Source organism: Haloarcula amylovorans (genome assembly GCF_004681185.1).
GTDB lineage: Archaea > Halobacteriota > Halobacteria > Halobacteriales > Haloarculaceae > Haloarcula > Haloarcula amylovorans.
Genome location: NZ_SRIF01000001.1, coordinates 570,539 through 591,518, shown reverse-complemented (window position 1 = coordinate 591,518; position 20,980 = coordinate 570,539). Strand labels below are relative to the sequence as shown.

General features: G+C 64.3%; 23 protein-coding genes. 14 read left to right on the top strand and 9 right to left on the bottom strand.

Annotation, left to right across the window (positions count from 1 at the left end; translation table 11 throughout):
* Positions 1–50: 50 nt before the first annotated feature.
* On the bottom strand, positions 51–1,085 hold the full coding sequence (locus E4S61_RS02985) for a threonine ammonia-lyase (protein ID WP_135302415.1): 1,035 nt from the start codon (positions 1,083–1,085) through the stop codon (positions 51–53).
* Between the two features lie 94 nt (positions 1,086–1,179).
* Between E4S61_RS02985 and cyaB the strand changes: the two genes are divergently transcribed.
* The 3 genes from cyaB to E4S61_RS02970 all read left to right on the top strand — a co-directional run bounded on the left by cyaB (position 1,180) and on the right by E4S61_RS02970 (position 3,575).
* Positions 1,180–1,725, top strand: a complete 546-nt coding sequence (cyaB, locus tag E4S61_RS02980; RefSeq protein WP_135302414.1) for a class IV adenylate cyclase — start codon at positions 1,180–1,182, stop codon at positions 1,723–1,725.
* Positions 1,726–1,784: 59 nt separating this feature from the next.
* Positions 1,785–2,987: a methionine adenosyltransferase gene (locus tag E4S61_RS02975; protein WP_135302413.1), complete on the top strand. Its 1,203-nt coding sequence runs from the start codon at positions 1,785–1,787 to the stop codon at positions 2,985–2,987.
* A gap of 183 nt (positions 2,988–3,170) precedes the next feature.
* Positions 3,171–3,575, top strand: a complete 405-nt coding sequence (locus E4S61_RS02970) for a carboxymuconolactone decarboxylase family protein (RefSeq protein WP_135302412.1) — start codon at positions 3,171–3,173, stop codon at positions 3,573–3,575.
* A gap of 668 nt (positions 3,576–4,243) precedes the next feature.
* Here E4S61_RS02970 and E4S61_RS02965 read toward each other — a convergent pair.
* Complete coding sequence (locus tag E4S61_RS02965; RefSeq protein WP_135302411.1) at positions 4,244–4,909, bottom strand: helix-turn-helix domain-containing protein; 666 nt, start codon at positions 4,907–4,909, stop codon at positions 4,244–4,246.
* 257 nt (positions 4,910–5,166) lie between these two features.
* Between E4S61_RS02965 and E4S61_RS02960 the strand changes: the two genes are divergently transcribed.
* The gene (locus E4S61_RS02960; protein ID WP_135302410.1) at positions 5,167–5,457 is read left to right on the top strand and encodes a transcriptional regulator; all 291 of its coding nucleotides are present in this window, start codon (positions 5,167–5,169) and stop codon (positions 5,455–5,457) included.
* Between the two features lie 43 nt (positions 5,458–5,500).
* Here E4S61_RS02960 and E4S61_RS02955 read toward each other — a convergent pair whose 3' ends face one another.
* Positions 5,501–5,917: a Rieske (2Fe-2S) protein gene (locus tag E4S61_RS02955; protein WP_135302409.1), complete on the bottom strand. Its 417-nt coding sequence runs from the start codon at positions 5,915–5,917 to the stop codon at positions 5,501–5,503.
* A 96-nt stretch (positions 5,918–6,013) separates the two neighbouring features.
* On the opposite strand from E4S61_RS02955, the gene E4S61_RS02950 reads away from it, so the two are divergent.
* Both E4S61_RS02950 and E4S61_RS02945 read left to right on the top strand, forming a co-directional pair.
* Positions 6,014–7,072 (top strand): saccharopine dehydrogenase family protein, encoded by a 1,059-nt coding sequence (locus E4S61_RS02950; protein WP_135302408.1) that lies wholly within the window; start codon positions 6,014–6,016, stop codon positions 7,070–7,072.
* Positions 7,073–7,357: 285 nt separating this feature from the next.
* Positions 7,358–8,656, top strand: coding sequence for an alpha-amylase domain-containing protein (locus E4S61_RS02945; RefSeq protein ID WP_135302407.1), 1,299 nt, complete (start codon positions 7,358–7,360; stop codon positions 8,654–8,656).
* 73 nt (positions 8,657–8,729) lie between these two features.
* On the opposite strand, the gene E4S61_RS02940 is transcribed toward E4S61_RS02945, so the two are convergent.
* The 5 genes from E4S61_RS02940 to E4S61_RS02920 are packed head-to-tail and all read right to left on the bottom strand — an operon-like array spanning position 8,730 to position 13,063.
* The gene (locus E4S61_RS02940) at positions 8,730–9,602 is read right to left on the bottom strand and encodes an aminotransferase class IV (RefSeq protein WP_135302406.1); all 873 of its coding nucleotides are present in this window, start codon (positions 9,600–9,602) and stop codon (positions 8,730–8,732) included.
* On the bottom strand, positions 9,587–10,210 hold the full coding sequence (locus E4S61_RS02935) for an anthranilate synthase component II (RefSeq protein WP_135302405.1): 624 nt from the start codon (positions 10,208–10,210) through the stop codon (positions 9,587–9,589). The genes E4S61_RS02940 and E4S61_RS02935 overlap by 16 nt, the downstream gene beginning before the upstream one ends.
* Positions 10,207–11,679, bottom strand: a complete 1,473-nt coding sequence (gene pabB / locus E4S61_RS02930; RefSeq protein ID WP_135302404.1) for an aminodeoxychorismate synthase, component I — start codon at positions 11,677–11,679, stop codon at positions 10,207–10,209. Before pabB ends, E4S61_RS02935 begins: the two co-directional genes overlap by 4 nt.
* Positions 11,680–11,727: 48 nt before the next feature.
* The gene (locus E4S61_RS02925; protein ID WP_135302403.1) at positions 11,728–12,216 is read right to left on the bottom strand and encodes a helix-hairpin-helix domain-containing protein; all 489 of its coding nucleotides are present in this window, start codon (positions 12,214–12,216) and stop codon (positions 11,728–11,730) included.
* 49 nt (positions 12,217–12,265) lie between these two features.
* Entirely contained in the window at positions 12,266–13,063 is a 798-nt protein-coding gene (locus tag E4S61_RS02920; RefSeq protein WP_135302402.1) for a shikimate dehydrogenase, read from the bottom strand.
* Between the two features lie 233 nt (positions 13,064–13,296).
* On the opposite strand from E4S61_RS02920, the gene E4S61_RS02915 reads away from it, so the two are divergent.
* The 8 genes from E4S61_RS02915 (at position 13,297) to E4S61_RS02880 (ending at position 20,553) form a co-directional block, all read left to right on the top strand.
* Entirely contained in the window at positions 13,297–14,592 is a 1,296-nt protein-coding gene (locus E4S61_RS02915) for a sodium:calcium antiporter (RefSeq protein ID WP_394346439.1), read from the top strand.
* On the top strand, positions 14,592–15,953 hold the full coding sequence (locus tag E4S61_RS02910) for a D-aminoacyl-tRNA deacylase (RefSeq protein ID WP_135302401.1): 1,362 nt from the start codon (positions 14,592–14,594) through the stop codon (positions 15,951–15,953). The genes E4S61_RS02915 and E4S61_RS02910 overlap by 1 nt, the downstream gene beginning before the upstream one ends.
* Before the next feature lie 103 nt (positions 15,954–16,056).
* Positions 16,057–17,217 (top strand): cell division protein FtsZ, encoded by a 1,161-nt coding sequence (gene ftsZ, locus E4S61_RS02905; RefSeq protein ID WP_135302400.1) that lies wholly within the window; start codon positions 16,057–16,059, stop codon positions 17,215–17,217.
* 115 nt (positions 17,218–17,332) lie between these two features.
* Positions 17,333–17,512, top strand: a complete 180-nt coding sequence (locus E4S61_RS02900; protein WP_135302399.1) for a protein translocase SEC61 complex subunit gamma — start codon at positions 17,333–17,335, stop codon at positions 17,510–17,512.
* 4 nt (positions 17,513–17,516) lie between these two features.
* Positions 17,517–17,954 carry a transcription elongation factor Spt5 gene (locus E4S61_RS02895; RefSeq protein WP_135302398.1) on the top strand — a complete coding sequence of 146 codons (438 nt, stop codon included), beginning with the start codon at positions 17,517–17,519 and terminating at the stop codon, positions 17,952–17,954.
* A gap of 177 nt (positions 17,955–18,131) precedes the next feature.
* Positions 18,132–19,082 (top strand): ABC transporter ATP-binding protein, encoded by a 951-nt coding sequence (locus E4S61_RS02890; protein ID WP_135302397.1) that lies wholly within the window; start codon positions 18,132–18,134, stop codon positions 19,080–19,082.
* Positions 19,079–19,930, top strand: coding sequence for an ABC transporter permease subunit (locus E4S61_RS02885; protein WP_135302396.1), 852 nt, complete (start codon positions 19,079–19,081; stop codon positions 19,928–19,930). Before E4S61_RS02890 ends, E4S61_RS02885 begins: the two co-directional genes overlap by 4 nt.
* Entirely contained in the window at positions 19,927–20,553 is a 627-nt protein-coding gene (locus E4S61_RS02880; protein WP_135302395.1) for a hypothetical protein, read from the top strand. The genes E4S61_RS02885 and E4S61_RS02880 overlap by 4 nt, the downstream gene beginning before the upstream one ends.
* A gap of 61 nt (positions 20,554–20,614) precedes the next feature.
* On the opposite strand, the gene E4S61_RS02875 is transcribed toward E4S61_RS02880, so the two are convergent.
* A complete protein-coding gene (locus tag E4S61_RS02875; RefSeq protein ID WP_135302394.1) occupies positions 20,615–20,905 on the bottom strand; it encodes a DUF7565 family protein in 291 nt (96 codons plus the stop codon).
* Positions 20,906–20,980 lie beyond the last annotated feature (75 nt).

The following is a 20,980-nucleotide window of genomic DNA, read 5'->3' as shown; positions in this document are numbered from 1 at the left end:
ACCCTGTTCGTCAGTCGTGCCACTCTTAAGAACAACGTTTCTCGTCGGGCCTACGCGGGGTAATCGCTCTCGTCGAGCATCCGCGCTAACTTCTCGCGGTCGATATTGCGCCCCGAGACCGGGATGACGACGGTTTCGCCAGCGATGGCGTCGCCAGCCTGTAACGCGGCGGCGACGGCGGTGGCACAGGCCCCCTCGATGACGAGTCGCTCGTCACGGAACAGCCGGACGACGCCGTCGCGGATGTCGCCCTCGGAGACGAGTCGGAAGTCCGCGAGGCCGTCGCGCAAGATGCCCATCGTCAACGCGAACGGGACGCGTGTCGCCACGCCCTCGGCCGTCGTCTCCATCCGGTCGTGCGCGCTGAGGGTGCCCTCAGTCCACGCGCGGTGCATCGCCGGAGCGGCCTCGGATTGCACGCCGACGATGTCGGCGTCTAGCAGTTCGCCGACGGTGAGCGCGTAGCCGACGGCGGCGGTGCCGCCACCGATAGGGCAGAACACCCGGTCCACGTCCGGCAGTTCGTCGGCGATTTCCAGTCCCGCGGTGCCGACGCCAGCGAGCAGTTTCGGTTCGTTACCCGAATGGACGTAGCGCGCGCCGCGTTCGATAGCGAGTTCCTCGATGTGTTCGCGGGCGGCGTCGTAGTCGGGACCGTGCTGGATGACCTCCGCGCCGAGTCGCTCCATCGCCGCCACCTTCCCCGAGTTGGCTTCGGCGGGGACGCCGATGGTGACGGGAACGCCGAACTCCCGACCGGCCCACGCGATAGACTGCCCGTGGTTGCCGGAACTCGCCGTGATGAGGCCGCGCTCGCAGAACTCCGAATCCAGCGACGAGACGAGGTTCACTCCGCCGCGAACTTTGAACGCGCCCGTGGGGAGGGTGTCTTCCCGCTTCAGATACACCTCGGCGTCGAGTTCGGCCGACAGCGTCTCACAGCGGACCAGCGGCGTCGTCGGGAGGTGCTGTCGGACGACGCGCCGCGCCCGGACGACGTCGGCCGTCGTCGGCGGCGTCAGGTCGTGATACGGGAAGACGGTCGTTTCGTCGGGGGACTCGACAGGGTCGTAGCGACCGTCCATACACTGTACCCGTGCGTTGTGACGGTAAAGTCTTCCCGGAGCGTGTCGCGCCACCAACGAAATTCCTATTGACCGCCCCGACCGACGCTGGCGCATGTACGAGGTCGAGGTGAAGGTGGCCGCGGATTTAGAGGCCGTCGCGTCACGACTGGACGAACTGGGGGCCGAACACACCGGCGACGTCCGACAGGTCGATATCTACTACGACGCACCGCATCGGGACTTCGCAGAGACGGACGAGGCGCTGCGAGTCCGCCGGGAGATGCGCGACGGTGAGACGGAGACACGAATCACGTACAAGGGGCCGCTCGTCGAGAGCGAGTCCAAGACCAGAGAGGAAGTCGAGACAGGCGTCATGGACGGCGAGAAGGCCGATACCATCTTCGAGCAGTTGGGGTTCGAACCAGCGGCCACTGTGGAGAAAGACCGGCGGTTCTACCGCTACGACGGCTACACGGTGACGCTCGACGCCGTCGAGGACGTCGGCGAGTTCGTCGAGGTCGAAACCGAGACCGACGAGAGCGGCGTCGAAGCGGCGCGAGAGGGCGCCTTCGAGGTGCTCCGTGCCCTCGGGTTGGACCCCGAAGACCAGACGCGGACGTCGTACCTCGGCCTCTTGCTCGATGATGCGAGCGAGTAATCTTTCTCTGCCGATCGGTTCCCGTAAGTTATAGAACCCGCCGCGGCGAACGTCGGGCAATGACTGACCGAAATATCCACGTCCAACCCGAGAGCGGGTTGGCCGTCGAGGACCAGAACGTCGAAATCGTCGAGCGAAAGGGTATCGGCCACCCGGACTCCATCTGTGATGGCGTCGCCGAGAGCGTTTCACGCGCTCTTGCCCAGACGTACCTCGACCGCGTGGGCAAAGTCCTCCACTACAACACAGACGAGACGCAACTCGTCGCCGGCACCGCGGCTCCAGCCTACGACGGCGGCGAGGTGCTCGAACCCATCTACCTGCTCATCGTCGGCCGCGCGACCAAGGAGTACGAGGGCCAGCGCATCCCCGCCGAGAGTATCGCGCTGAAGGCCGCCCGCAAGTATCTCGACGAACACTTCCCGTTCCTCGACGTCGGCGGCGACATCATCGTCGACGTGGAGCTCGGCGAGGGGTCGGGCGACCTCCAGAGCGTCTTCGGCGAGGAGGGAGCCGTCCCGATGGCCAACGACACCAGTTACGGCGTCGGCCACGCGCCGCTCTCTGAGACCGAACAAATCGTCTACAACACCGAGCACAAACTCACCAGCGAGTACGCCGCCGACAACCCCGTCGTCGGGCAGGACGTGAAGGTGATGGGCAAGCGCGAGGGCGACCACATCGACGTGACCGTCGCCGTGGCGATGGTCGACGAACACGTCAGCGACCTCTTCGCCTACAAGGAGGCCGTCGAGGACGTCCGCGAGTACGTCAGCGACCTCGCCACCGAGTACACCGACCGCGACGTGACCGTCCACGTCAACACCGCCGACGACTACGACGAGGAGTCCATCTATCTCACGACGACTGGGACGAGCGCCGAACAGGGCGACGACGGCTCCGTCGGCCGCGGCAACCGCGCTAACGGACTCATCACGCCCAACCGACCGATGAGCATGGAGGCCACCTCGGGGAAGAACCCCGTCAACCATATCGGGAAGATCTACAACCTCCTCTCGACCGAAATCGCCCAGTCCGTGGTCGACGAGGTCGACGGTATCCGCCAACTCCAACTCCGATTGCTCTCACAGATCGGCTCGCCCATCGACGAGCCACACGTCGCCGACGCGATGCTCGTCACTGAGGACGGCGTCGCCGTCGGGGACATCGAAGACGAGGTCCGCGAGGCCGTCGACGCGGAACTGGCTGACGTGACCGGCGTGACCCGAAAAGTTATCGAAGGCGACGTCTCGACGTTCTGAGTCGTTTCGCTGACCGTACCGACCGGTTTTATCGAGCTTTCTCCTGCCCCGCTGGTGGTCTGTACCATCCGTCGTCCTGTCAGGTAGCCACGGCCAGTCGGTCCGTCGCCGAACTGTTCCCGGGGATTACATGTGGCGTGTTAGCACATAACTATACTTTCGGGAGAGCAATCGGGAGATGCTATGGCGACCCAAGAGTCACCGACAGACGTCGAACGAGAGATAACCGAGACATTCGGGATGGTCCCGACGCCGTTGGATTCGATCCCCGAGGACGACATGGCTGGCGAGTGGCACTTCTTCCAGAAGTACACCGTCGGGGAGAGCGAGATCCCGCCGAAGTATCGGGAACTGATGGGACTGGCCGTCGCAGCGAACATCAAGTGTCCCTACTGCATCCATTTCCACCGGAAGGCCGCAGCGATGCATGGCGCGACCGACGAGGAACTCGAAGAGGTCGTAGCGCTTTCGAGTCTTACCTCGCGGTACAGCGCGATGATTCACGCACTGGAGTACGATCTGGACGAGTTCAAAGACGAGGTGGCCGAGATGGCTGACCACCTCGAAGCGCAGGCCGACGACGACTGATATCGCTTGCCGAAATTCTATTTTTCAGCTGCTGTTCGTGATGAACAGCTGGCAGAATTGAACGGTGTGGGAAATCAGCGGGTGAATACAGAGCGCAGGTCAGTCAGCACGTGAGGCGGGGCGGAGGCTGTCTCTGGACTGTTACTTGGGAACCCCATCATCGCACCAGCGACGAACGTTCAGTTGGGGATTTTCGTTGATTACCCGTCGACAAGTTCGATGTGACTTTTCCCTACCCACTCCTCGATGCAATCGTCGCAAAAAGCGACGTATTGCTCGATATTTGAATCATAACACGAGTTGATCGCATTTTCGTCACACGACGGGGCAGTACATGGAACGTGTGTTTCCCCGTCAGCCATAATGACTGGCTCGCTTTCCGCGAATGCCTTGTCGGCATCTTCTGATTGTGTCATGCACTCTCTCTCCCTTGATTTGCAGACGCGATTTGGGTCTTAATGGCGAGGAGTTGCAGTGCCTCACGGATATGGTGGTTCTTTGTTTCTAGGTCCTCAGCCTGTATCGCATCTTCGAGGTGAGAACGCGACTTCTCTCGATAATCTTCTGTGGACATGAGTGACTGCCTCGGTTGGTTACCTGGACTAGGCCTGTTCGCAAATCAGTATCCCTTGACCAGTCAGCCGTTTTATTAAGTAGAGAGGCCGCGATTACTCGTATTGCGACCCGGCGGAGAGCAAAGCCTTCTGGAGGACTTTCTCGTTGGCAGGACGAATCCTGTCAGAGACCGCCTGCCGGGAGATACCGAGCTCGTCAGCGAGAGCAGTGAGTTCGACCTCCCTCGGCGTGGCGAAGTATCCTCGGCGCAAGGCCAACACGAGGGCTTCGCGCTGCTCGGGCGAGAGGTCGAAGCGATGCCCGCGTTCGGTGTCCTCGGTTAGTGTGTACGTGCGCTCAATGTGAATCCTGATGCCCCGGTCGGTACAGAAGTTGTGGAAACGGGTGAGTTTCTCGTGGTCGGCAAAGCGAACCCGAAATGTCCACTGGTCGTCCCCGATTGCCTCAAGGATGGTCGCATCGAGGTCTGCGAGTTCTTCGATGAGATTCTCGGGGTCGTTCATCCACCGGAATCGGTACAGGCGACTGTCGCCAACCGTGTCGAGTTCGCGGAACGCTTCAACGTTCGGATGGTTGCGTACCGCCGTCTCGAACGTGTCGAGGTCTTCGGTGGGGCCGGTCACCCAGATTAACGGCAGTACGGCTTTGCCAGTGGGGACGATGCGTTCGAGTTCTATCTCCATCGTGGGTGGCCCTGACAGAGCCTGTCCAAGAGTGAACTCGTCAGCGTCGAGTGTGAACTCCAAAATGACGCTCATGCGCTTGAACTTCTTCTGTTGCCGGGGCTTGTAGGAGTTCCCATAATAGACACTGTGATATGCTCGACGACTAAGAGCGGGTGCCTTTCAGGGTCTCATACGTCCCTTTGAGACGTCTATCCGCTGTACTGAGCATTCCCGTGAACGGAGTGAGTACGATTCACCGAAGCCGCCACGCGCTTCCCGCAGTGAGCGAGGAAAGGCGACGATGAAATAGGTCACATAAAACCTATTACGCTCGGTTGCTAAGAATTACCATGCGCGAGGCAAGTCGAACGACGCGCCAGCGCATCGCCGACCGATTGCGCGATGAGCCGATGGCCGCAGGGACGATCGCTCGAACGTTCGAAATCCGAACTAACACCGCTCTCACACACGTCGAACACATCGCGAAGTCACTCGATTCCACGGACGAGCAGTTGCTCGTCGCGCCGCCGGAATGCGAGCGATGTGGCTTCACGGACTTCGACGACCTGACGAACCGGCCCAGCCGGTGTCCGGAGTGTAAAGCCGAGAGCGTCTCCGAACCCGCCTATCAGATAGGATAACCGTCGAGAGCGCCATCTGGAATACCGCGTCGGCAAGCCCGGTCTACTGACCGGAGAAGCCGATGCGCCCGCCCGAGGAGAGGTCGTGGTCGCCCGACGGTCCCTGATTCTCGAACTCGTAGCGGTCGTCGGTCAGGTAGACCTCGCCATCTTCGACGGTGACTTCGACTTCCTCCAGCACCGCGCCCTCACAGGGGCCGAAGGTACAGGTGCCCGAATCGGACTCAAACGTCGCGCCGTGTTTCTCACAGACCAGTTCGTCTTCGCGCATCGTCGCTCCGCTACCCTTGTCCAGTCGGATGTCCCGCCAGTGAGGACAGTAGTTCTCGAAGGCGACGACGCCGTCGGTCAGGCGCACGAGGATGGCTTCCTCGGTGTCGAACCCGTCGCGGACGGTAAAGAGAAAACTGCCGTCCTCGGGCACGTCGCCGACCGCGGCGATTCGGCTCTCCTCGTCCATGTCGTCCCGATGTACGCGATCGGGCCGTTTCAACGTCCCGGTCGAGACAGGGACCGCGCGGCCAACGCTTTTCCACGCGTCCGGAGAACGGCGTGTATGAGCGATCTGGTTATCTACGGCTCTTACGGCTACACCGGGAAACTCATCGCGGAAGCCGCCGTCGAACGCGGGTTCGACCCGGTGTTGGCCGGGCGAAATCGAGAGAAGGTGGACCGGCAGGCGGCCGAACTCGGCTGTGAGTTCGAAGTCGTCGGACTGGACGAACCGAAAGTGCTCGAACTGCTGTTAGCGGATGCCACCGCCGTCATCCACTGCGCTGGCCCGTTCTCGCAGACGTGGGAGCCCATGGTCGACGCCTGCGTCCGAACGGGAACACACTATCTCGATATCACCGGCGAACTCGGCGTGTTCGAAGCAATCCACGGCTGGGACAAGGAAGCTGAGGCGGCCGACGTGATGCTCCTACCGGGCGTTGGCTTCGACGTGGTGCCGACGGACTGTCTGGCCGCCCACCTCGCCGAGCGGCTGCCCGACGCCGACACGCTCGAACTCGCCTTCCACGCCGAGATGGGCGTCTCTCGGGGCACGGCGAAGACGATGGTCGAACACATCGACGAGGGCGGAGCGGTCCGTCGGAACGGCCGTATCGAACGCGTCGGACAGGCCCACGAGTCCCGGACCGTCGACTTCGGCTGGGGCCACGACGGGCGACACGCCGCCGCCATCCCGTGGGGCGACGTCTCGACGGCCTACTACACGACCGGCATCCCGAACGTCACCGTCTACATGTCGATGCCCGAGAGTGCCGCTCGCCAGCAGCGCATCGCCGGGATGCTCTCACCCGTCCTCGGCCTCCCGCCGGTGAAAGCCGGACTGAAGTGGGTCATCGAGCAGACGACGGATGGCCCCGACGCCGAGGAACGCGCCACCGAGCAGAGCTACGTCTGGGGAGAAGCCCGAGCTGCCGACGGTGACCGCGTCGTCAGCCGGCTACGCGGCCCGCACACCTACTCGCTGACCGTCGAGACGGCGCTCGCCGTCGCCCGTCACGTCCTCGACGGGGAGGCACCGACTGGCTTCCAGACGCCCGCGGGCGCGTACGGTCCGGACCTCGTGCTGGAAGTCGACGGCGTCGAACGTGAGGACGTCATCTGAACGCACCGCGGTCGCAGCGCGAAGTCGAGCTAACCTGCCCGATTTTTTGATTGGCAACGGAACAATCGACGGACGTGGTATCAGAATATCATATTTCGACCCCATCTCAGTCGTTCTACTCGGTATTTTCTAGATACGTTCCGGTATTTGAACAACTTCGTAGTCGTATATATTAATACTCAGTAACATCCTTATCTTTAATGTTATGTAGTAGTTCATCATACGTTGTGGGATGCCAGTAGGACCCACACGAACCGCAGCTGACGACCAAGGGAAACCACGCAGATGACACGACATTTCGCAGGGGGAAGCGAGGACTTCTCCCGACGTGACGTACTCAAAGGCATGGGTGCACTCGGCGCAGCGGCGACGGGTGCTTCACTGACAACAGGCAGCGCGCAGGCGGTCGGTTCCAGCGCGGTCTATCAGTACTACCACACCGACTGGAATCAGGTCCGGAGCAACCTCTCGACCGTCGCGGCACAGGGCTACGACGCCATTCAGGTACCACCGGCGCAGTACAGCCGACTGGACAGAAGCCACCAGCAGGGAGTCACCGACCCGCCGCTCGGTTATCAACCGGTGGACTTCAAGAACTTCGACAGCGTGTTCGGGACCGAATCGGAGTATCAAGCGATGGTCGACGAGGCCCACAATCAGGGGCTGGACGTCATCGCCGACGCGGTCATCAACCACATGGCCGCAGACGACGACTTCCGCGGCGCTCCCGGCATCACGTTCGACGACCTGCCATACTTCAGCGAGCAGGACTTCCACCCCGAGTCAGAGATCGACTATTCCGACCCCGAATCCGTCGAGAACGGCTGGCTCGTCGGGCTGAAAGACCTGAAGCAGGAATCGTCGTACGTCCGCGGGCAGATACAGGACTACGTCCAGAAGTACGCAAATCTCGGCGTCGACGGCATCCGATGGGACGCTGCAAAACACGTCCCCGAGTGGTTCTTCAGCGACTACGCCAACCAGTGGGCCGACAATCTCGGCCTCTACACGGTCGGGGAAGTCTTGCAGGGCGGCGTAGACTACTGTCAAGGCTACGCTGACACCGGGATGTCGGTCACGGACTACCCGCTGTACTACACGATGAAAGAGGACGTGTTCCATCAGGATGGGGACATGACCGCACTCGACGGGGCCGGACTGGTCAACCAGTCGCCATACCAGTCGCTTACGTTCGTCTCCAATCACGACAGCGGGCCGCCCCAGTACGAGAAACTCGCCTACGCGTACATCCTCACCTACGAGGGGTACCCGCGCGTCTACAGCAACCACATCGCCGTCGACGATGGCGACATCCAGAACCTGCTGTGGATCAAGAACAATCTCGCTGGCGGCACCGCCTACCAGCGCCACGCTGACCAGAACCTCTACATCTTCGAGCGACAGAACAACCTGCTCGTCGGCCTCAACCGCTCGGGATCGTGGCAGAGCAAGTGGGTCTACACTACCTGGACGAACCAGGCGCTGAACGACTACAGCGGCAACTCCGGTGACGTCACCACCAACAGTGACGGCTGGGTCCAGATCTCGATTCCGCCACAAGGGTGGGTCTGCTACGCGCCGTAGCCAACCCGCTCACTCGATCCTCGCCATCGCGTTCTCGCTGGCGGCGCTGTTCCGCCGCCCGTGGTCCCCGTTTTTAGTAGTGCTCGGCCTCGATACGTTCGTCGAACAGCCGCTGGAGTAGTTTCGTCATCGGCCCGGCACCGACCTCGATGCCGTCGACGGTCGCCATCGGTCGAATCTCCCACGTCGAGTTAGTGAGAAACGCTTCGTCCGCATTTCGCAGGTCATCGAGCGAGTAACGGCCCGTCTCGACTGGGAACTCCTCCTCGCGAGCCAACTCCAGCACTACATCGCGGGTCACGCCCGGCAAGAGGTCGAGGTCCGCACTCGGCGTCCGCAGCGCGTTTTCGGCGACGAAGAAGACGTTGCTCGTCGCGCCCTCGGCGATATTGCCGTCCACGTCCCGCATTAGGCACTCGTCGGCGGGGTCGCCGCCGGCGGCCGCCCGGCGGAGTTCGAGTTTTCCGAGGATGCCGTTGAGATAGTTGTGCGTCTTCACGTCGGCCGGTACCGCTTCGCCGGGAATCCGCCGGGTCCGCACCGTCTGAACGGCCGCCGGGTCGCCCCAGACTCGCTGGCCATCGCGCCCGCCGCGGGGCAGTTCCTTGCAGATAACTACGACCGTCGGGTCTACCTCGGGGTGGGGCGTGAGTTTCCCGGGCTGGACGCCGCGCGTAACCGAGACCTTGATGTACGCCTCCGAGAGGTCGTTGGCGGCGAGCGTCTCGTCGACTCGCGCTCGCAGGTCGTCGGGGACGGCGTCGGCGAAGCCAAGCGTCTCTGCGGTGTGCTGGAGGCGTTTTCGGTGGGCCTCCCACTCGAAGGGGTCGCCGCCGTAGACTCGGAGCGTCTCGAAGCCCGCGTCGCCGTACATGAATCCGCGGTCCAGCACCGACACCGTCGCCTCGTCGTCGGGGACGAGTTCGCCGTCTACGTGGTATTGCATGAGAGACAGAAGTTCTCGACCATTGTCTTCCCGTGGTCGGTCAGGATGCTTTCCGGGTGGAACTGGACGCCGACGTGAGGTGCGTCGCGGTGACGGACCGCCATCACGACGTCTTCTTCCGCATCGTCGGCGGTGTGAGCGGTCTCTTCGAGGACGTTGGGCAGGCCGTCGCGGTCGACGGCCAGCGAGTGGTACCGGCCCACCTCGACCGGGTCGGGAACGTCCGCGAAGACGCCGGTGCCGTCGTGGGTCACCTGCGACGCTTTGCCGTGGACGACGGCCTCGGCGTGGCCGACCGAAGCTCCGTTGGCCGCACAGAGCGCCTGATGGCCCAGACAGACACCAAGCGTCGGGTAGCGCAGGTCGGCGAAGATGGGCATCGAGATGCCCGCGTCCTCGGGCGTTCCCGGTCCCGGCGAGACGACGATACCGTCGGGGTCGAGGTCACGTATCTCCTCGACCGTGATAGCGTCGTTGCGCCGGACGAGCACGTCGTCCTCGTCGCCGCCGAGTCGACAGACGACCTCGCCGACGTACTGGACGAGGTTGTATGCGAACGAATCGTAGTTGTCGACGACGAGGACGGTCGGCGCGAGGGCGTCGCTCACTGCGTTCCCTCCACCGAGAGGTCCGCTCGCCGGCCGAGCGCCTCGTCGACGGCGGTGATCAGCGCCCGCCCCTTATCGAGCGTCTCGTCGTACTCGCTGTCGGGGTCCGAATCGTGGACGATACCCGCGCCGACCCGGAGGTGGTACGCCTCGGCGTACCGGACCAGCGTGCGGATGACGATGTTCAGCGTCGCCCGTCCGTCGAAGCCGAAGATACCGATAGAGCCCGTGTAGGGGCCACGACGCGTCTCCTCCACCTCGTCGATTATCTCCATCGTCCGGGGTTTCGGTGCGCCAGTGATGGTGCCGCCGGGGAACACCGCCGCGACGGCATCGTCGAGTGTCGCTCGGTCGCGCAGTCTGCCCTCGACTTCGGAGACGAGGTGCATCACCTCGGAGTAGCGGTCGACGCGGCGGTAATCCGTCACTTCGACGCTGCCGAAGCGACTCACCTTCCCGAGATCGTTGCGCTCTAAGTCCACGAGCATCGCGTGTTCGGCCCGCTCTTTCTCGTCGGCTAGCAGGTCGGCCTCCAGTCGGTCGTCGGCCTCGGGCGTCTCCCCGCGGGGACGAGTCCCGGCGATGGGTTCGGTGACCAGTCGGTCGCCGTCGCGCTGTAACAGCAGTTCCGGACTCGCGCTGACGAGGTCGACGCCGGGGAACTCCACGAGCGCCGAGTAGGGGGCCGGATTCACCGCCCGAAGCGCGTCGAACGCCTCGACGGGATGGACGGCCGCGGGCGCGCTGAGTCGCTGGGAGACGTTCGCCTGGAAGGTGTCACCGTCGCGAATGTACTGCTTGACTGTGCGAACGCGCTCCGCGAACGACTCCCGGGTGCAATCGCTCTCGAACTCGGCGGCGTCCGTCTCGACCGGCGGGTTCGCCACGCTCGGGTCGCCCTCGGTGGCCTCGCGGGCGAGTGCCAGCGCGTGTTGCTTGCCGAACTCGTAGGCCCGCTCTGCCGAGTCGTACTCGTCGAGCCGCGGGCACGCAGTCACGGTGAGCGTCACCGGGCCATCGCCGCGTGGTTCTTCCCACGCCGCGAGGCGGTCGTAGGTGGCGACCTGCAGCTGCGGTAGCGCCCGGTCCGCGACCGCGCTCTCGGGCAGCGTCTCCAGTTCACGGGCCACGTCGTAGGAGAGCCAGCCGACGGCACCGCAGGGGTATGGGACCGCACACTCGCCGCGGACGAGTGTCTCGCCGTCGAGTAGGTCGCCAAGTGCCGCGAGCGTCTCGCCGTCGTCGGTGTTCACCTCCAGAAAGTCCGCGGGCGTCGTCCCGAAGTACCCCCATCCCGACTGGCCACCCGTCGTCGCCAGATAGATGCCGCTGACGGGGTCGCGCGCCCGCCGGTAGGCAATAAACGGGTCCTCGACGGTGACGCGGACCGCGACGGGAACTCGCGCCGCCGCTGGCGCACTCGACGCGAGTCGCTCGAAGGTGTCGCGGTCCGTCTCGACCGTTGGCATTACCGGTGAGAAGCAGACGGGTGGCTAATTCGTTTGCGGTTCTGCGAGCTAGTACTCTTCGGCGCGCTCTATCCACCCGGCGACACGGCTCTCGGAGAGGTCTGTTTCCGCTGCGATGTCCGCGGCGTCGGCCATAGTGAGGTCGCCGACCGTCTCGATGCCGAGTCCGGAGAGCCGCTTCGCGTAGGCCGGGCCGATACCCTTTATCTCGGTGACCGGGTCGTCGCTCCCCTCCCCAATGTCGGGTTCAGCCTCGGGGACCGTGGCGTCTATCGACCCGCTCTCGTCCGGCACGGTCGCATCGGCGGCAGCGGCCGTCTCCTCGTCCGTTATGGCACCTGCGCCGGTGCTGGCGGTCTCGGTCTCGCTGCCGTCCGTCACCGCGGTCTCGGTCCCTTTGACCGCGTCCTCGTCCTCAGTAGATGGTTCGCGCTCGACGGTCACGTCCACGTCGCCGGGTGACCCGGACCCCTCCCCAGACGCGGACTCCGCCCCGTCGAGCCCGAGGGCAGATTTCAGTTTCTGAAGCAGACCCATACACGGGACTTCTTTCCCCCGACACTAATCTCTTGCTGGTACGCTTCCGTCACAGACCCGCTCGAAGTGCATCGTTCATCGGGTCTATGGGCGCGTTTTCGCCGGTCCACCGCTCGAACGCCTCGACACCTTGATACAGGAGCATCCACGCGCCGTCGACAGTCGTCGCCCCGACCGCAGCGGCGTCCCGCAACAACCGCGTCTCTAGCGGCGAATACACGGCGTCCAGAACCGCGAGCCCGCCGTGCAGTCCACCGGCTGGCACCGGCGTCTCGTCTTCGTCCATCCCGACGCTCGTGCAGTTGACGAGGACGTCGGCGTCGGCGAGCAACTCGTCCAGTCCGTCGAGTCCGTGCCCGCTGGCGTCGGGCACTTCCGCGGCGAGGTCCCGGGCTTTCCACTCTGTTCGATTGGCGATACGAACCGTCATGCCCTCGTCGGCGAGACCGAACGCGACGGCCCGCCCAGCGCCCCCGGCACCGACGACGACGGCCGTTCCGGAGAGTTCGATCCCGTGATGTTCGAGCGCGCGAACGGCCCCGACGGCGTCCGTATTGTACCCCGTCGGCGTCCCGCCGTCGAAGTCGATTGTGTTGACCGCGCCGATACGTTCGGCGAGCGGATCCAGAGAGACGGCATCGAGCACGTCCTGTTTGAACGGGATGGTGACATTTAGCCCCGCGACGCCGAGCCGGTCGGCCGCCTCGACGGCCACCGCTCCCTCGTCGGCGGCGGGTTCGAACGTGACGTACTTCGCGTCGATACCGAGTGCCTCGTAGCCCGCCTCGTGCATCGGCGGCGACAGCGAGTGCCCGACCGGATTCCCGATGAGACCGTAGACGTCCATACGCCTGCCAGCACACGCAGCACACATGAACGCCACGCTCTGGGCCGCCGAGCGTCGAACACTGGGGGTCACGGCCGCCCTCTGCCAGACCCCCGGGCCGGCTTTCGCAAGTTTTTCACGCCGACCTGTGCTGTGCTCAGGTAGTGAGTCGTCTACGTCATCCGCTGGTGCAAATCTCGGGCGCGGTCCTGTTGACCGCCGCTTGGGTCGGTGCGAGCCTTCTCGGCTACGGGATGGGCCGAGTTACGACTGTCGCGGTGAGCGGATTGGCGGTCCTCGGCGCGTCGTTCCTCCTCGCGTGGGGAGCCGAGACGGCCGAGAAAGACGTGCCGCGCGCGTTCGCGATTGCCGTGCTCGCGGTGCTCGCCGTCGCTCCAGAATACGCCGTCGACGCGCTCTACGCGTGGAACGCCGGGGCCGGCGGTGCGACCATCGAAGCCTGTTCGCAGCTCTCACCGGCCGCCATCGACGCCGGCGAGACCGAACTCGCGCGGGCCTGTCACGACGCCAACCTCGCCGTGGCGAACATGACCGGCGCGAACCGCATCCTCATCGGCCTCGGCTGGGCCGGTATCGCCGTCTTCACCATCATGCGGGCGAGTTCGACCGCGGACCCCGCCGTCGTGAGTCGAGACGGATTCCTCAAAAGCGCCGTCCAGTTGGACCGCGACATCGCCACGGAGATCGCCTTCCTCTTCGTGGCGACCGGGTGGGCCTTTCTCGTCCCCCTCGGCGGCGGCATCGGCGCACTCGATACGCTGTTCCTGGTCGGCCTCTACGTGCTGTACATCGGTCTCGTCCTCAAGTCCGATATCGAAGCACACGACCACACCGTCGGCGTCCCCGAGTACCTCCAATCGTGGTCGATTCCGTGGCGGCCTCTGTCGGTTCTCGTGCTCTTTGGCTACTCCGGGTTGATGATATTCACCGCCGTCGAACCGTTCGCCCACGGACTAGAGGAGATCGGGTTGGCCAACGGCATCCCCTCGTTCTTCATGATTCAGTGGGTCGCGCCGCTGGCCAGCGAGTCACCGGAGCTCATCGTCGTCGCCGTGTTGGTCAACAAAGCCCGGTCGACCGCCGGGTTCAACGCGCTCATCTCCTCGAAGCTCAACCAGTGGACGCTCCTCATCGGGACCATCGCCGTCGTCTACTCCATCGCGTTCGGCGGCTACGGCGTCCTCCCGTTCGATTCGCGTCAGTCCGCCGAGATTTGGATCACGGCTGCCCAGTCGTTCTTCGCGCTCGCGCTCCTCTGTAACTTCGAGATATCAATTCGAGAGGCGGTCGTCCTGTTCGTCTTGTTCATCACGCAGGTACTGATAGAGTTCGCGCTCATTCAGGACCTGCTGGTGCTTCCGATCACGAGCCACGACCTGCTCATCGGCTACACGATACTGTACGTCGCCGCCGGTTTGGGGCTATTCTTCCTCCGGCGCGAGTCGCTGAAAGAGCTGTTCGGGCTGGCGACCGACGCGTTCCGGACCGCGATGGGGCGAGAGCCGGTCCACATGGACCAGGCGGACTAATGCTCGCTGTCGTCGTCTCCCGGGCCGACGAAGCGTCCGTCCACGTCGGCGAACAGCTCCGAGAACTCGCCGACTGGACGGAGACGACCGACGACAGCCGCCCCGACGCCGACGGCGGCGGCACCGTCTATCGCACCGACGAGGTGGAACTGCGCGAGTTCGACGACTGGCACCTCGAACTGGACGGCGTCGCTGGCGCGTTCGACGACCCCGACCTGCTCGTCTTTGCCTCCCGGCACGCCGGCGAGACCGACGAACTCCTGACCGCTCACCACACCGGCAACTTCGGCGAAGCAGAATTCGGCGGCGACGCAGGACAGTTCGCCCGTGCGTGCCCGAACGCCCAGCGCGAAGTCGTGAGCGCACTCACCGAGTACGCACCTGACGGTTACGAGGTCGGCGTCGAGTGTACCCACCACGGACCGACGAGCGTCGGTGTCCCTTCGATGTTCGTGGAGGTCGGGAGTGCCGAAGCACAGTGGCGCGACCCTGACGCGGCCCGCGCCGTCGCTCGTGCGATCCTCTCACTCCGTACCGCCGCGGCGGATGCGCCCCGTGAGAACGGCAGTCGTCGCCATCTCGTCGGCTTCGGCGGCGGCCACTACGCTCCGCGGTTCGAGCGCGTGATTCGAGAGACCGACTGGGCCGTCGGCCATATCGGGGCCGACTGGTCGCTCGACGCGCTCGACGAATGGGCCGATGACGACGCCGAACGCGAGGCGGTCCTTGACGGGGCCTTCGACGCCAGCGCGGCCGACTACGCCCTGCTGGAAGACGATCGGCCGGACCTCGCGGCCACGCTGGAGCGGCTCGGCTACCGCGTCGTCGAGGAGACGTTCGTCCGGGAGACCACGGGCGTTCCTCTCGAACTGGTCGAAGCGTTAGAGGCGGCGGTCACACAGGTCGGAGACGGTCTTCGATTCGGTGACCCAGCTACAGCGGCCGAGCGCCGAACCGACTGGACGCTCGTCGAACCGCCCGCTGACCTCCTCTCCGAGGCTGCCGGCATCGACGCCGAGGCGCTTCGAGAGTGGGTCGACTCCAACGCGCTCGCGTTCGGGACCGAACAGAGCGGCACCGTCGTCACCGGGCCGTTCGCGTTGCCCGCCGACGCGACGTTCGATTCGCTCGTGTCGGCGCTGGCCGAGATTCTCCGCCGCCGCTACGACAGCGTCGAACGGGAGGGTGGCGAACTCGTCGCTCGCGAAGAGACGTTCGACCCCGACCTCGCGCGCACCACCGGCGTTCCCGAAGGGCCGAAGTTCGGGAAGCTCTCCGCGGGCCACCCGGTCGAGGTCGATGGCGACAAAATCGAGCCGGATCGTGTCCAGCGCGAACGTATACGTCGATTTACGTTGTAGGAAGCGGCCAAAATCCGGCCCGAAATCGGGGTGGAAATCGTCAGACAAGCGTCAGACGGAGGGGGAAAACTAATGAACGTCCGTCTGCAACGGGGATTTAAATATGGACTCGATTATCGACGACGCTATCGAGGAGGCCGAAGGCGAACGGGACGGCTCCTCGGAGCCAGCAGCCGAGACGGAGACGACCCCCGGACGAGAGGACATGTCGACGTCCGGGACGATGACCGACGACGAACTAGCGAGCGTCGTCAAGGACCTAGAGACGAAGATTACCGTCGTCGGCTGTGGCGGTGCCGGTGGAAACACCGTCACCCGCATGATGGAAGAAGGCATCCACGGCGCAAAGCTCGTCGCCGCAAACACGGACGCCCAGCACTTAGCCGACGAGGTACAAGCTGACACGAAGATTCTTATCGGCCGAAAGCGCACTGGCGGCCGCGGTGCGGGCTCGGTCCCGAAGATCGGCGAAGAGGCCGCTCAGGAAGACATCGAGGACATCCAGCAGTCTATCGACGGCTCCGATATGGTGTTCGTCACTGCGGGTCTCGGCGGCGGGACCGGTACTGGGTCTGCTCCTGTCGTCGCTCAGGCCGCACAGGACGCCGGCGCGCTCACTATCTCTATCGTCACGATCCCGTTTACGGCGGAGGGCGAACGCCGCCGCGCGAACGCCGACGCCGGCCTCGAACGCCTACGGGCCGTCTCCGACACCGTCATCGTCGTGCCGAACGACCGACTGCTCGACTACGCGCCGTCGATGCCGCTGCAGGACGCGTTCAAGATCTGCGACCGCGTGTTGATGCGGTCGGTCAAGGGCATGACCGAACTCATCACCAAACCCGGCCTCGTCAACGTGGACTTCGCCGACGTTCGCACCATCATGGAGAACGGCGGCGTCGCCATGATCGGGCTGGGCGAGTCCGACAGCGAGAACAAGGCACAGGACTCCATCCGCTCGGCGCTTCGCTCGCCGCTGTTGGACGTGGAGTTCGACGGCGCGAACTCCGCACTGGTCAACGTCGTTGGCGGTCCCGACATGAGCATCGAGGAAGCCGAGGGCGTCGTCGAAGAGATCTACGACCGCATCGATCCCGACGCCCGCATCATCTGGGGGGCCTCCATCAACAACGACTTCCAGGGGAAGATGGAGACGATGATCGTCGTCACCGGCGTCGAAAGCCCCCAGATATACGGCCAGAGCGAGGCCGAGCAGGAACGAGCCGCAAAACAGATGGGCGAAGATATCGACTTCGTCGAGTAAGCAACCGGCCCGTTCGTCTTTCTCCGGTAGCCACCCACCAGAGACCCATCCTCGGGCCGCTCTCCGTCGACCGGCGACCACAATATAGAAAAGCCAGCGGGGGATACCACCCGCTATGGACGTTCCGTACGACCTCACCTCCTACGTTCGCGTACTCAAACTGGCGAGTACGCCCTCTTGGGAGGAATTCTCGCAAATCGCAAAGATCGCCGGTGCCGGTATCGTGCTGGTCGGACTGCTCGGATTCATCATCTTCGCGGTGATGACGTTCGTCCCCGGAAGCAAGCCGGTATAAACAGATGGGTATCTACGCTGTCAAAACCACGGCGAGTCAGGAACGCACCGTCGCGGAGATGATCATCAACCGCGAAGAACCGGACATCCACGCGGCGCTGGCCCCGGATTCGCTGACCAGTTACGTGATGGTCGAGGCCGACGATGCCGCCGTCTTCGACCGCATCCTCGACGAGATTCCACACGCTAACGGGATCGTGCAAGGCGAGTCCTCCATCGCGGAAGTCGAGCACTTCCTCTCGCCGAAACCCGACGTCGAGGGAATCGCCGAAGGGGACATCGTCGAACTCATCGCCGGCCCGTTCAAAGGCGAGAAAGCGCAAGTCCAGCGCATCGACGAAGGCAAAGACCAGGTAACCGTCGAACTGTACGAAGCGACGGTTCCAATTCCGGTTACCGTGCGCGGTGACCAGATTCGGGTGCTGGATAGCGAGGAGCGCTGAAAGCGCTCCTCGGACCCATGAGCGGCGGAGCCGCGAATGGACTCCGAAGAACGCTAGCGCGTTCTCGTTATTGTTGAACCGCCGTTCTCGGAAGGGTCACAGCCAGCGGAAGGCTCAAACTGCAATCGAACTGTCCTGAGCATTTAAGCGGAAACCGTCCGACGGTGGGACCAGACGATGCCTGCCCTCCAGACGAATGGACTGACGAAACGATTCGGCGACGTCGTCGCCGTCGACGACCTCGACCTCACCGTCGAGTCGGGCGAGGTGTTCGGCTTTCTCGGCCCGAACGGGGCCGGAAAGTCGACGACGATCAACCTCCTGCTGGACTTCATCCGCCCCACCGAGGGGAGCGTCGAAGTGCTCGGGACCGACGCACAGGCCGATCCCGAAGCGATTCGGCGACGGGTCGGCGTTCTCCCGGAAGGGTACGGTTTCGACGATCCCTTGCTGGGTCGGGAGTACCTCGAATGGGCCATCGAGACGAAGGGAGCCGACGACGACCCCGACGAACTCCTCTCGCTCGTGGGACTCGAAGACGACGCTGACCGGCTCGCGGGAGACTACTCGAAGGGGATGCAACAGCGCCTGGCCTTCGCTATCGCGCTGGCCGACGACCCCGACCTGCTGATTCTGGACGAGCCGTCGACCGGCCTCGACCCCAACGGCATCCAGCAGATGCGCGAGGTCGTCCGCGACCGGGCGGCCGACGGGACGACCGTCTTCTTCTCCAGTCACATCCTCTCGGAGGTCGAGGCGGTCTGTGACCGCGTCGGCGTGATGAACCAGGGCGAACTCGTCGCCGTCGACACCATCGACGGCCTCCGCGACAGCGCTGGCGGTCACGCGACCGTCGAACTCGAATGTGCGACGCCGCCTGCGGGCCTCGGCGTCGAGTCGCTCTCCGGCGTCGAACGCGCGACGGTCGAGGACCGGACGCTCGTCGTCCAGTGTTCGGACCCGAGCGCGAAGGTGGACGTGGTCACGCACGTCGCCGAACGCGCCACCGTCGAGGACATCCTCTCCGAGACCGTCCCCCTCGAAACGCTGTTCAACGAGCTGACCGGCGGCGGCCGCGACGGCGGCAAAGCGGCGACGGCGGACGACCCGGTGGAGGCGCTCCAGTGAGCGCCTTCGATGTCGCTCGAAAGGATTTCAAGGGGGCTCGTCGCTCGCGGGCGCTGTGGGCCGTCGCAACCCTGCTGGGGTTGCTCACGGCGCTGATAGCCTTCGGGTCACAGGGGTATCAGCTCTCGCCGACGGAGACCGTCGTGCAGCTGTTTTCGACGATAGGGCTGTTGCTCGCGATGTTGCTTCCCATCGTCGCGCTCGTCGCCAGTTACATGGCGATCGCCGGCGAGCGAGAGAGCGGCGGCGTGAAGTTCCTGCTCGGCCTGCCGAACACGCGCCGTGACGTGTTTCTCGGGAAACTCCTCAGCAGGCTCGCGGTCGCCGCCGCGGGCGTGACGTTCATGTTCGTGACGGCCACCGCAGTCGCCGTCGCCCGCCACGGCGTGCTCCCGGCCGGCGTCGCCGTCGGGATGCTCGCTATCTCGCTGGTCTACGCCGCCGTGTTCGTCGCCATCGCCGTCGCGCTCTCCTCGGCGCTCGCCGAGCGAAGCCGCGCCATCGCCGCCGCGGTCGGGTCCTACTTCCTGCTAGTCGTCCTCTACGTGGTCCCGGGCATTGGCGTCTCGACCGTCGCACAGTGGGTCCACACCACGATATTCGGGGCCGAGCCGAACCTCGACCTCTACAACGCGGTGACGTACACGAGCCCTTTTATCGCCTACCGGAAGGCGATAAATCTCGTGATGCCAGCGGGGATGGAACAGCGAGTCCTCCAGCGAACCGGCGAGAACAGCGAACTGCCGGCGTACCTCGGCGACGAGGTGTCGCTGCTGGTGTTTGCGGTCTGGATCGTCGTTCCGCTGGCGATTGGCTACCTGCGGTTCGAGGGGGCTGATCTGGAATGAGCCGACGCAATACGCTCGGGAGCGCGCTCCTCGCACTGGGTGTCGTCGCCCTGATCGGCCCGGCGCTGTTCCCCGTCCAGCCCGTCTTGTACCACGATACCGGCTACGGCAGCCCGGAGAACGAATCACAGCTCCGCGAGCAGGGGTATCGCATCGTCGCCTACGAGAAGCTTTCCGAGCGGGGACAGCAGCTGTACGTCGAGACGCTACGAGCTGGCGGTGAACACACGGTCCCGGTCGGCGAGGGTGCGCCCGCGTTCTCCTATCCCGACTCGGAACGGCTCGGCGAGACGGAGGACTACACCGAGCGCCGTCGGCTGACGACGGTCGTGATAGAGCGGCCGCCGGAGTCGGATCTCCCGCCGGCCGACGAACCGCTCCGCGCGGCGGAGCACTCGCTTCGCCAGGAGCGAAACGAGGAGAACCAAGAGAGGCAGCCGGTAGCGACACCCAGCGAGGCCGCCGTCGAAGAACGGCAACGAGCCATCGCTCGCTACGACCTCGTGACGACGCGGACCGACAAGCCGCCGCTGACGGCGACGCCACAGCTCCTCCGAATAGTGCCGGCGCTGCTCGGTATCCTCGCTATCGGAACGGGCGGATACCTCCGGTCGTCGCCCTGACCGGCCACTGACGGGTGTTCGGACACCAGTAGCAGCGCGCGGTAGACCGCAGGATTTCGGCTTAACTTTCCAGTCGCTCGATGACCTCGTTCATGTCCGCGGCCGACTCGACGGACTCCTTGATGTTCTCGCGGCGGCGGACTTCGGCAGCGGAGGCGTCGTAGGCACGGACGTACTCGGCGCGCGAGTGTTCGTCGAACGCGTGTTTGATAGCGAAGTAGCCGTCAGGGACGACGGTCCCACACACCTTACAGGAGATGCGGTCGTGGTCGGTCGACTGGTGGACGATGAGGTCTTCGACGCGGTCGAACTGGCTGTCGTCGCCCGCGATAGCGCACTCCCAGCGTGACATTGCAGAGTGGCAGGCGGCCCTCGAACAAAAGCGTTCGCCACTGGCGAGGGGATTCCGAATAGAAACCTCTAATGG

What these genes read in the sequence shown, in the direction of transcription:
- E4S61_RS02960 (WP_135302410.1), top strand. Translation starts at nt 5,167, where the DNA reads ATGCGCGAGGCAAGTCGAACGACGCGCCAGCGCATCGCCGACCGATTG.
- pabB (WP_135302404.1), bottom strand. Translation starts at nt 11,679, where the DNA reads ATGCCAACGGTCGAGACGGACCGCGACACCTTCGAGCGACTCGCGTCG.
- E4S61_RS02985 (WP_135302415.1), bottom strand. Translation starts at nt 1,085, where the DNA reads ATGGACGGTCGCTACGACCCTGTCGAGTCCCCCGACGAAACGACCGTC.
- E4S61_RS02950 (WP_135302408.1), top strand. Translation starts at nt 6,014, where the DNA reads ATGAGCGATCTGGTTATCTACGGCTCTTACGGCTACACCGGGAAACTC.
- E4S61_RS02915 (WP_394346439.1), top strand. Translation starts at nt 13,297, where the DNA reads ATGGGCCGAGTTACGACTGTCGCGGTGAGCGGATTGGCGGTCCTCGGC.
- E4S61_RS02970 (WP_135302412.1), top strand. Translation starts at nt 3,171, where the DNA reads ATGGCGACCCAAGAGTCACCGACAGACGTCGAACGAGAGATAACCGAG.
- E4S61_RS02910 (WP_135302401.1), top strand. Translation starts at nt 14,592, where the DNA reads ATGCTCGCTGTCGTCGTCTCCCGGGCCGACGAAGCGTCCGTCCACGTC.
- E4S61_RS02875 (WP_135302394.1), bottom strand. Translation starts at nt 20,905, where the DNA reads ATGTCACGCTGGGAGTGCGCTATCGCGGGCGACGACAGCCAGTTCGAC.
- ftsZ (WP_135302400.1), top strand. Translation starts at nt 16,057, where the DNA reads ATGGACTCGATTATCGACGACGCTATCGAGGAGGCCGAAGGCGAACGG.
- E4S61_RS02900 (WP_135302399.1), top strand. Translation starts at nt 17,333, where the DNA reads ATGGACGTTCCGTACGACCTCACCTCCTACGTTCGCGTACTCAAACTG.
- cyaB (WP_135302414.1), top strand. Translation starts at nt 1,180, where the DNA reads ATGTACGAGGTCGAGGTGAAGGTGGCCGCGGATTTAGAGGCCGTCGCG.
- E4S61_RS02955 (WP_135302409.1), bottom strand. Translation starts at nt 5,917, where the DNA reads ATGGACGAGGAGAGCCGAATCGCCGCGGTCGGCGACGTGCCCGAGGAC.
- E4S61_RS02925 (WP_135302403.1), bottom strand. Translation starts at nt 12,216, where the DNA reads ATGGGTCTGCTTCAGAAACTGAAATCTGCCCTCGGGCTCGACGGGGCG.
- E4S61_RS02945 (WP_135302407.1), top strand. Translation starts at nt 7,358, where the DNA reads ATGACACGACATTTCGCAGGGGGAAGCGAGGACTTCTCCCGACGTGAC.
- E4S61_RS02895 (WP_135302398.1), top strand. Translation starts at nt 17,517, where the DNA reads ATGGGTATCTACGCTGTCAAAACCACGGCGAGTCAGGAACGCACCGTC.
- E4S61_RS02920 (WP_135302402.1), bottom strand. Translation starts at nt 13,063, where the DNA reads ATGGACGTCTACGGTCTCATCGGGAATCCGGTCGGGCACTCGCTGTCG.
- E4S61_RS02880 (WP_135302395.1), top strand. Translation starts at nt 19,927, where the DNA reads ATGAGCCGACGCAATACGCTCGGGAGCGCGCTCCTCGCACTGGGTGTC.
- E4S61_RS02890 (WP_135302397.1), top strand. Translation starts at nt 18,132, where the DNA reads ATGCCTGCCCTCCAGACGAATGGACTGACGAAACGATTCGGCGACGTC.
- E4S61_RS02940 (WP_135302406.1), bottom strand. Translation starts at nt 9,602, where the DNA reads ATGCAATACCACGTAGACGGCGAACTCGTCCCCGACGACGAGGCGACG.
- E4S61_RS02965 (WP_135302411.1), bottom strand. Translation starts at nt 4,909, where the DNA reads ATGAGCGTCATTTTGGAGTTCACACTCGACGCTGACGAGTTCACTCTT.
- E4S61_RS02975 (WP_135302413.1), top strand. Translation starts at nt 1,785, where the DNA reads ATGACTGACCGAAATATCCACGTCCAACCCGAGAGCGGGTTGGCCGTC.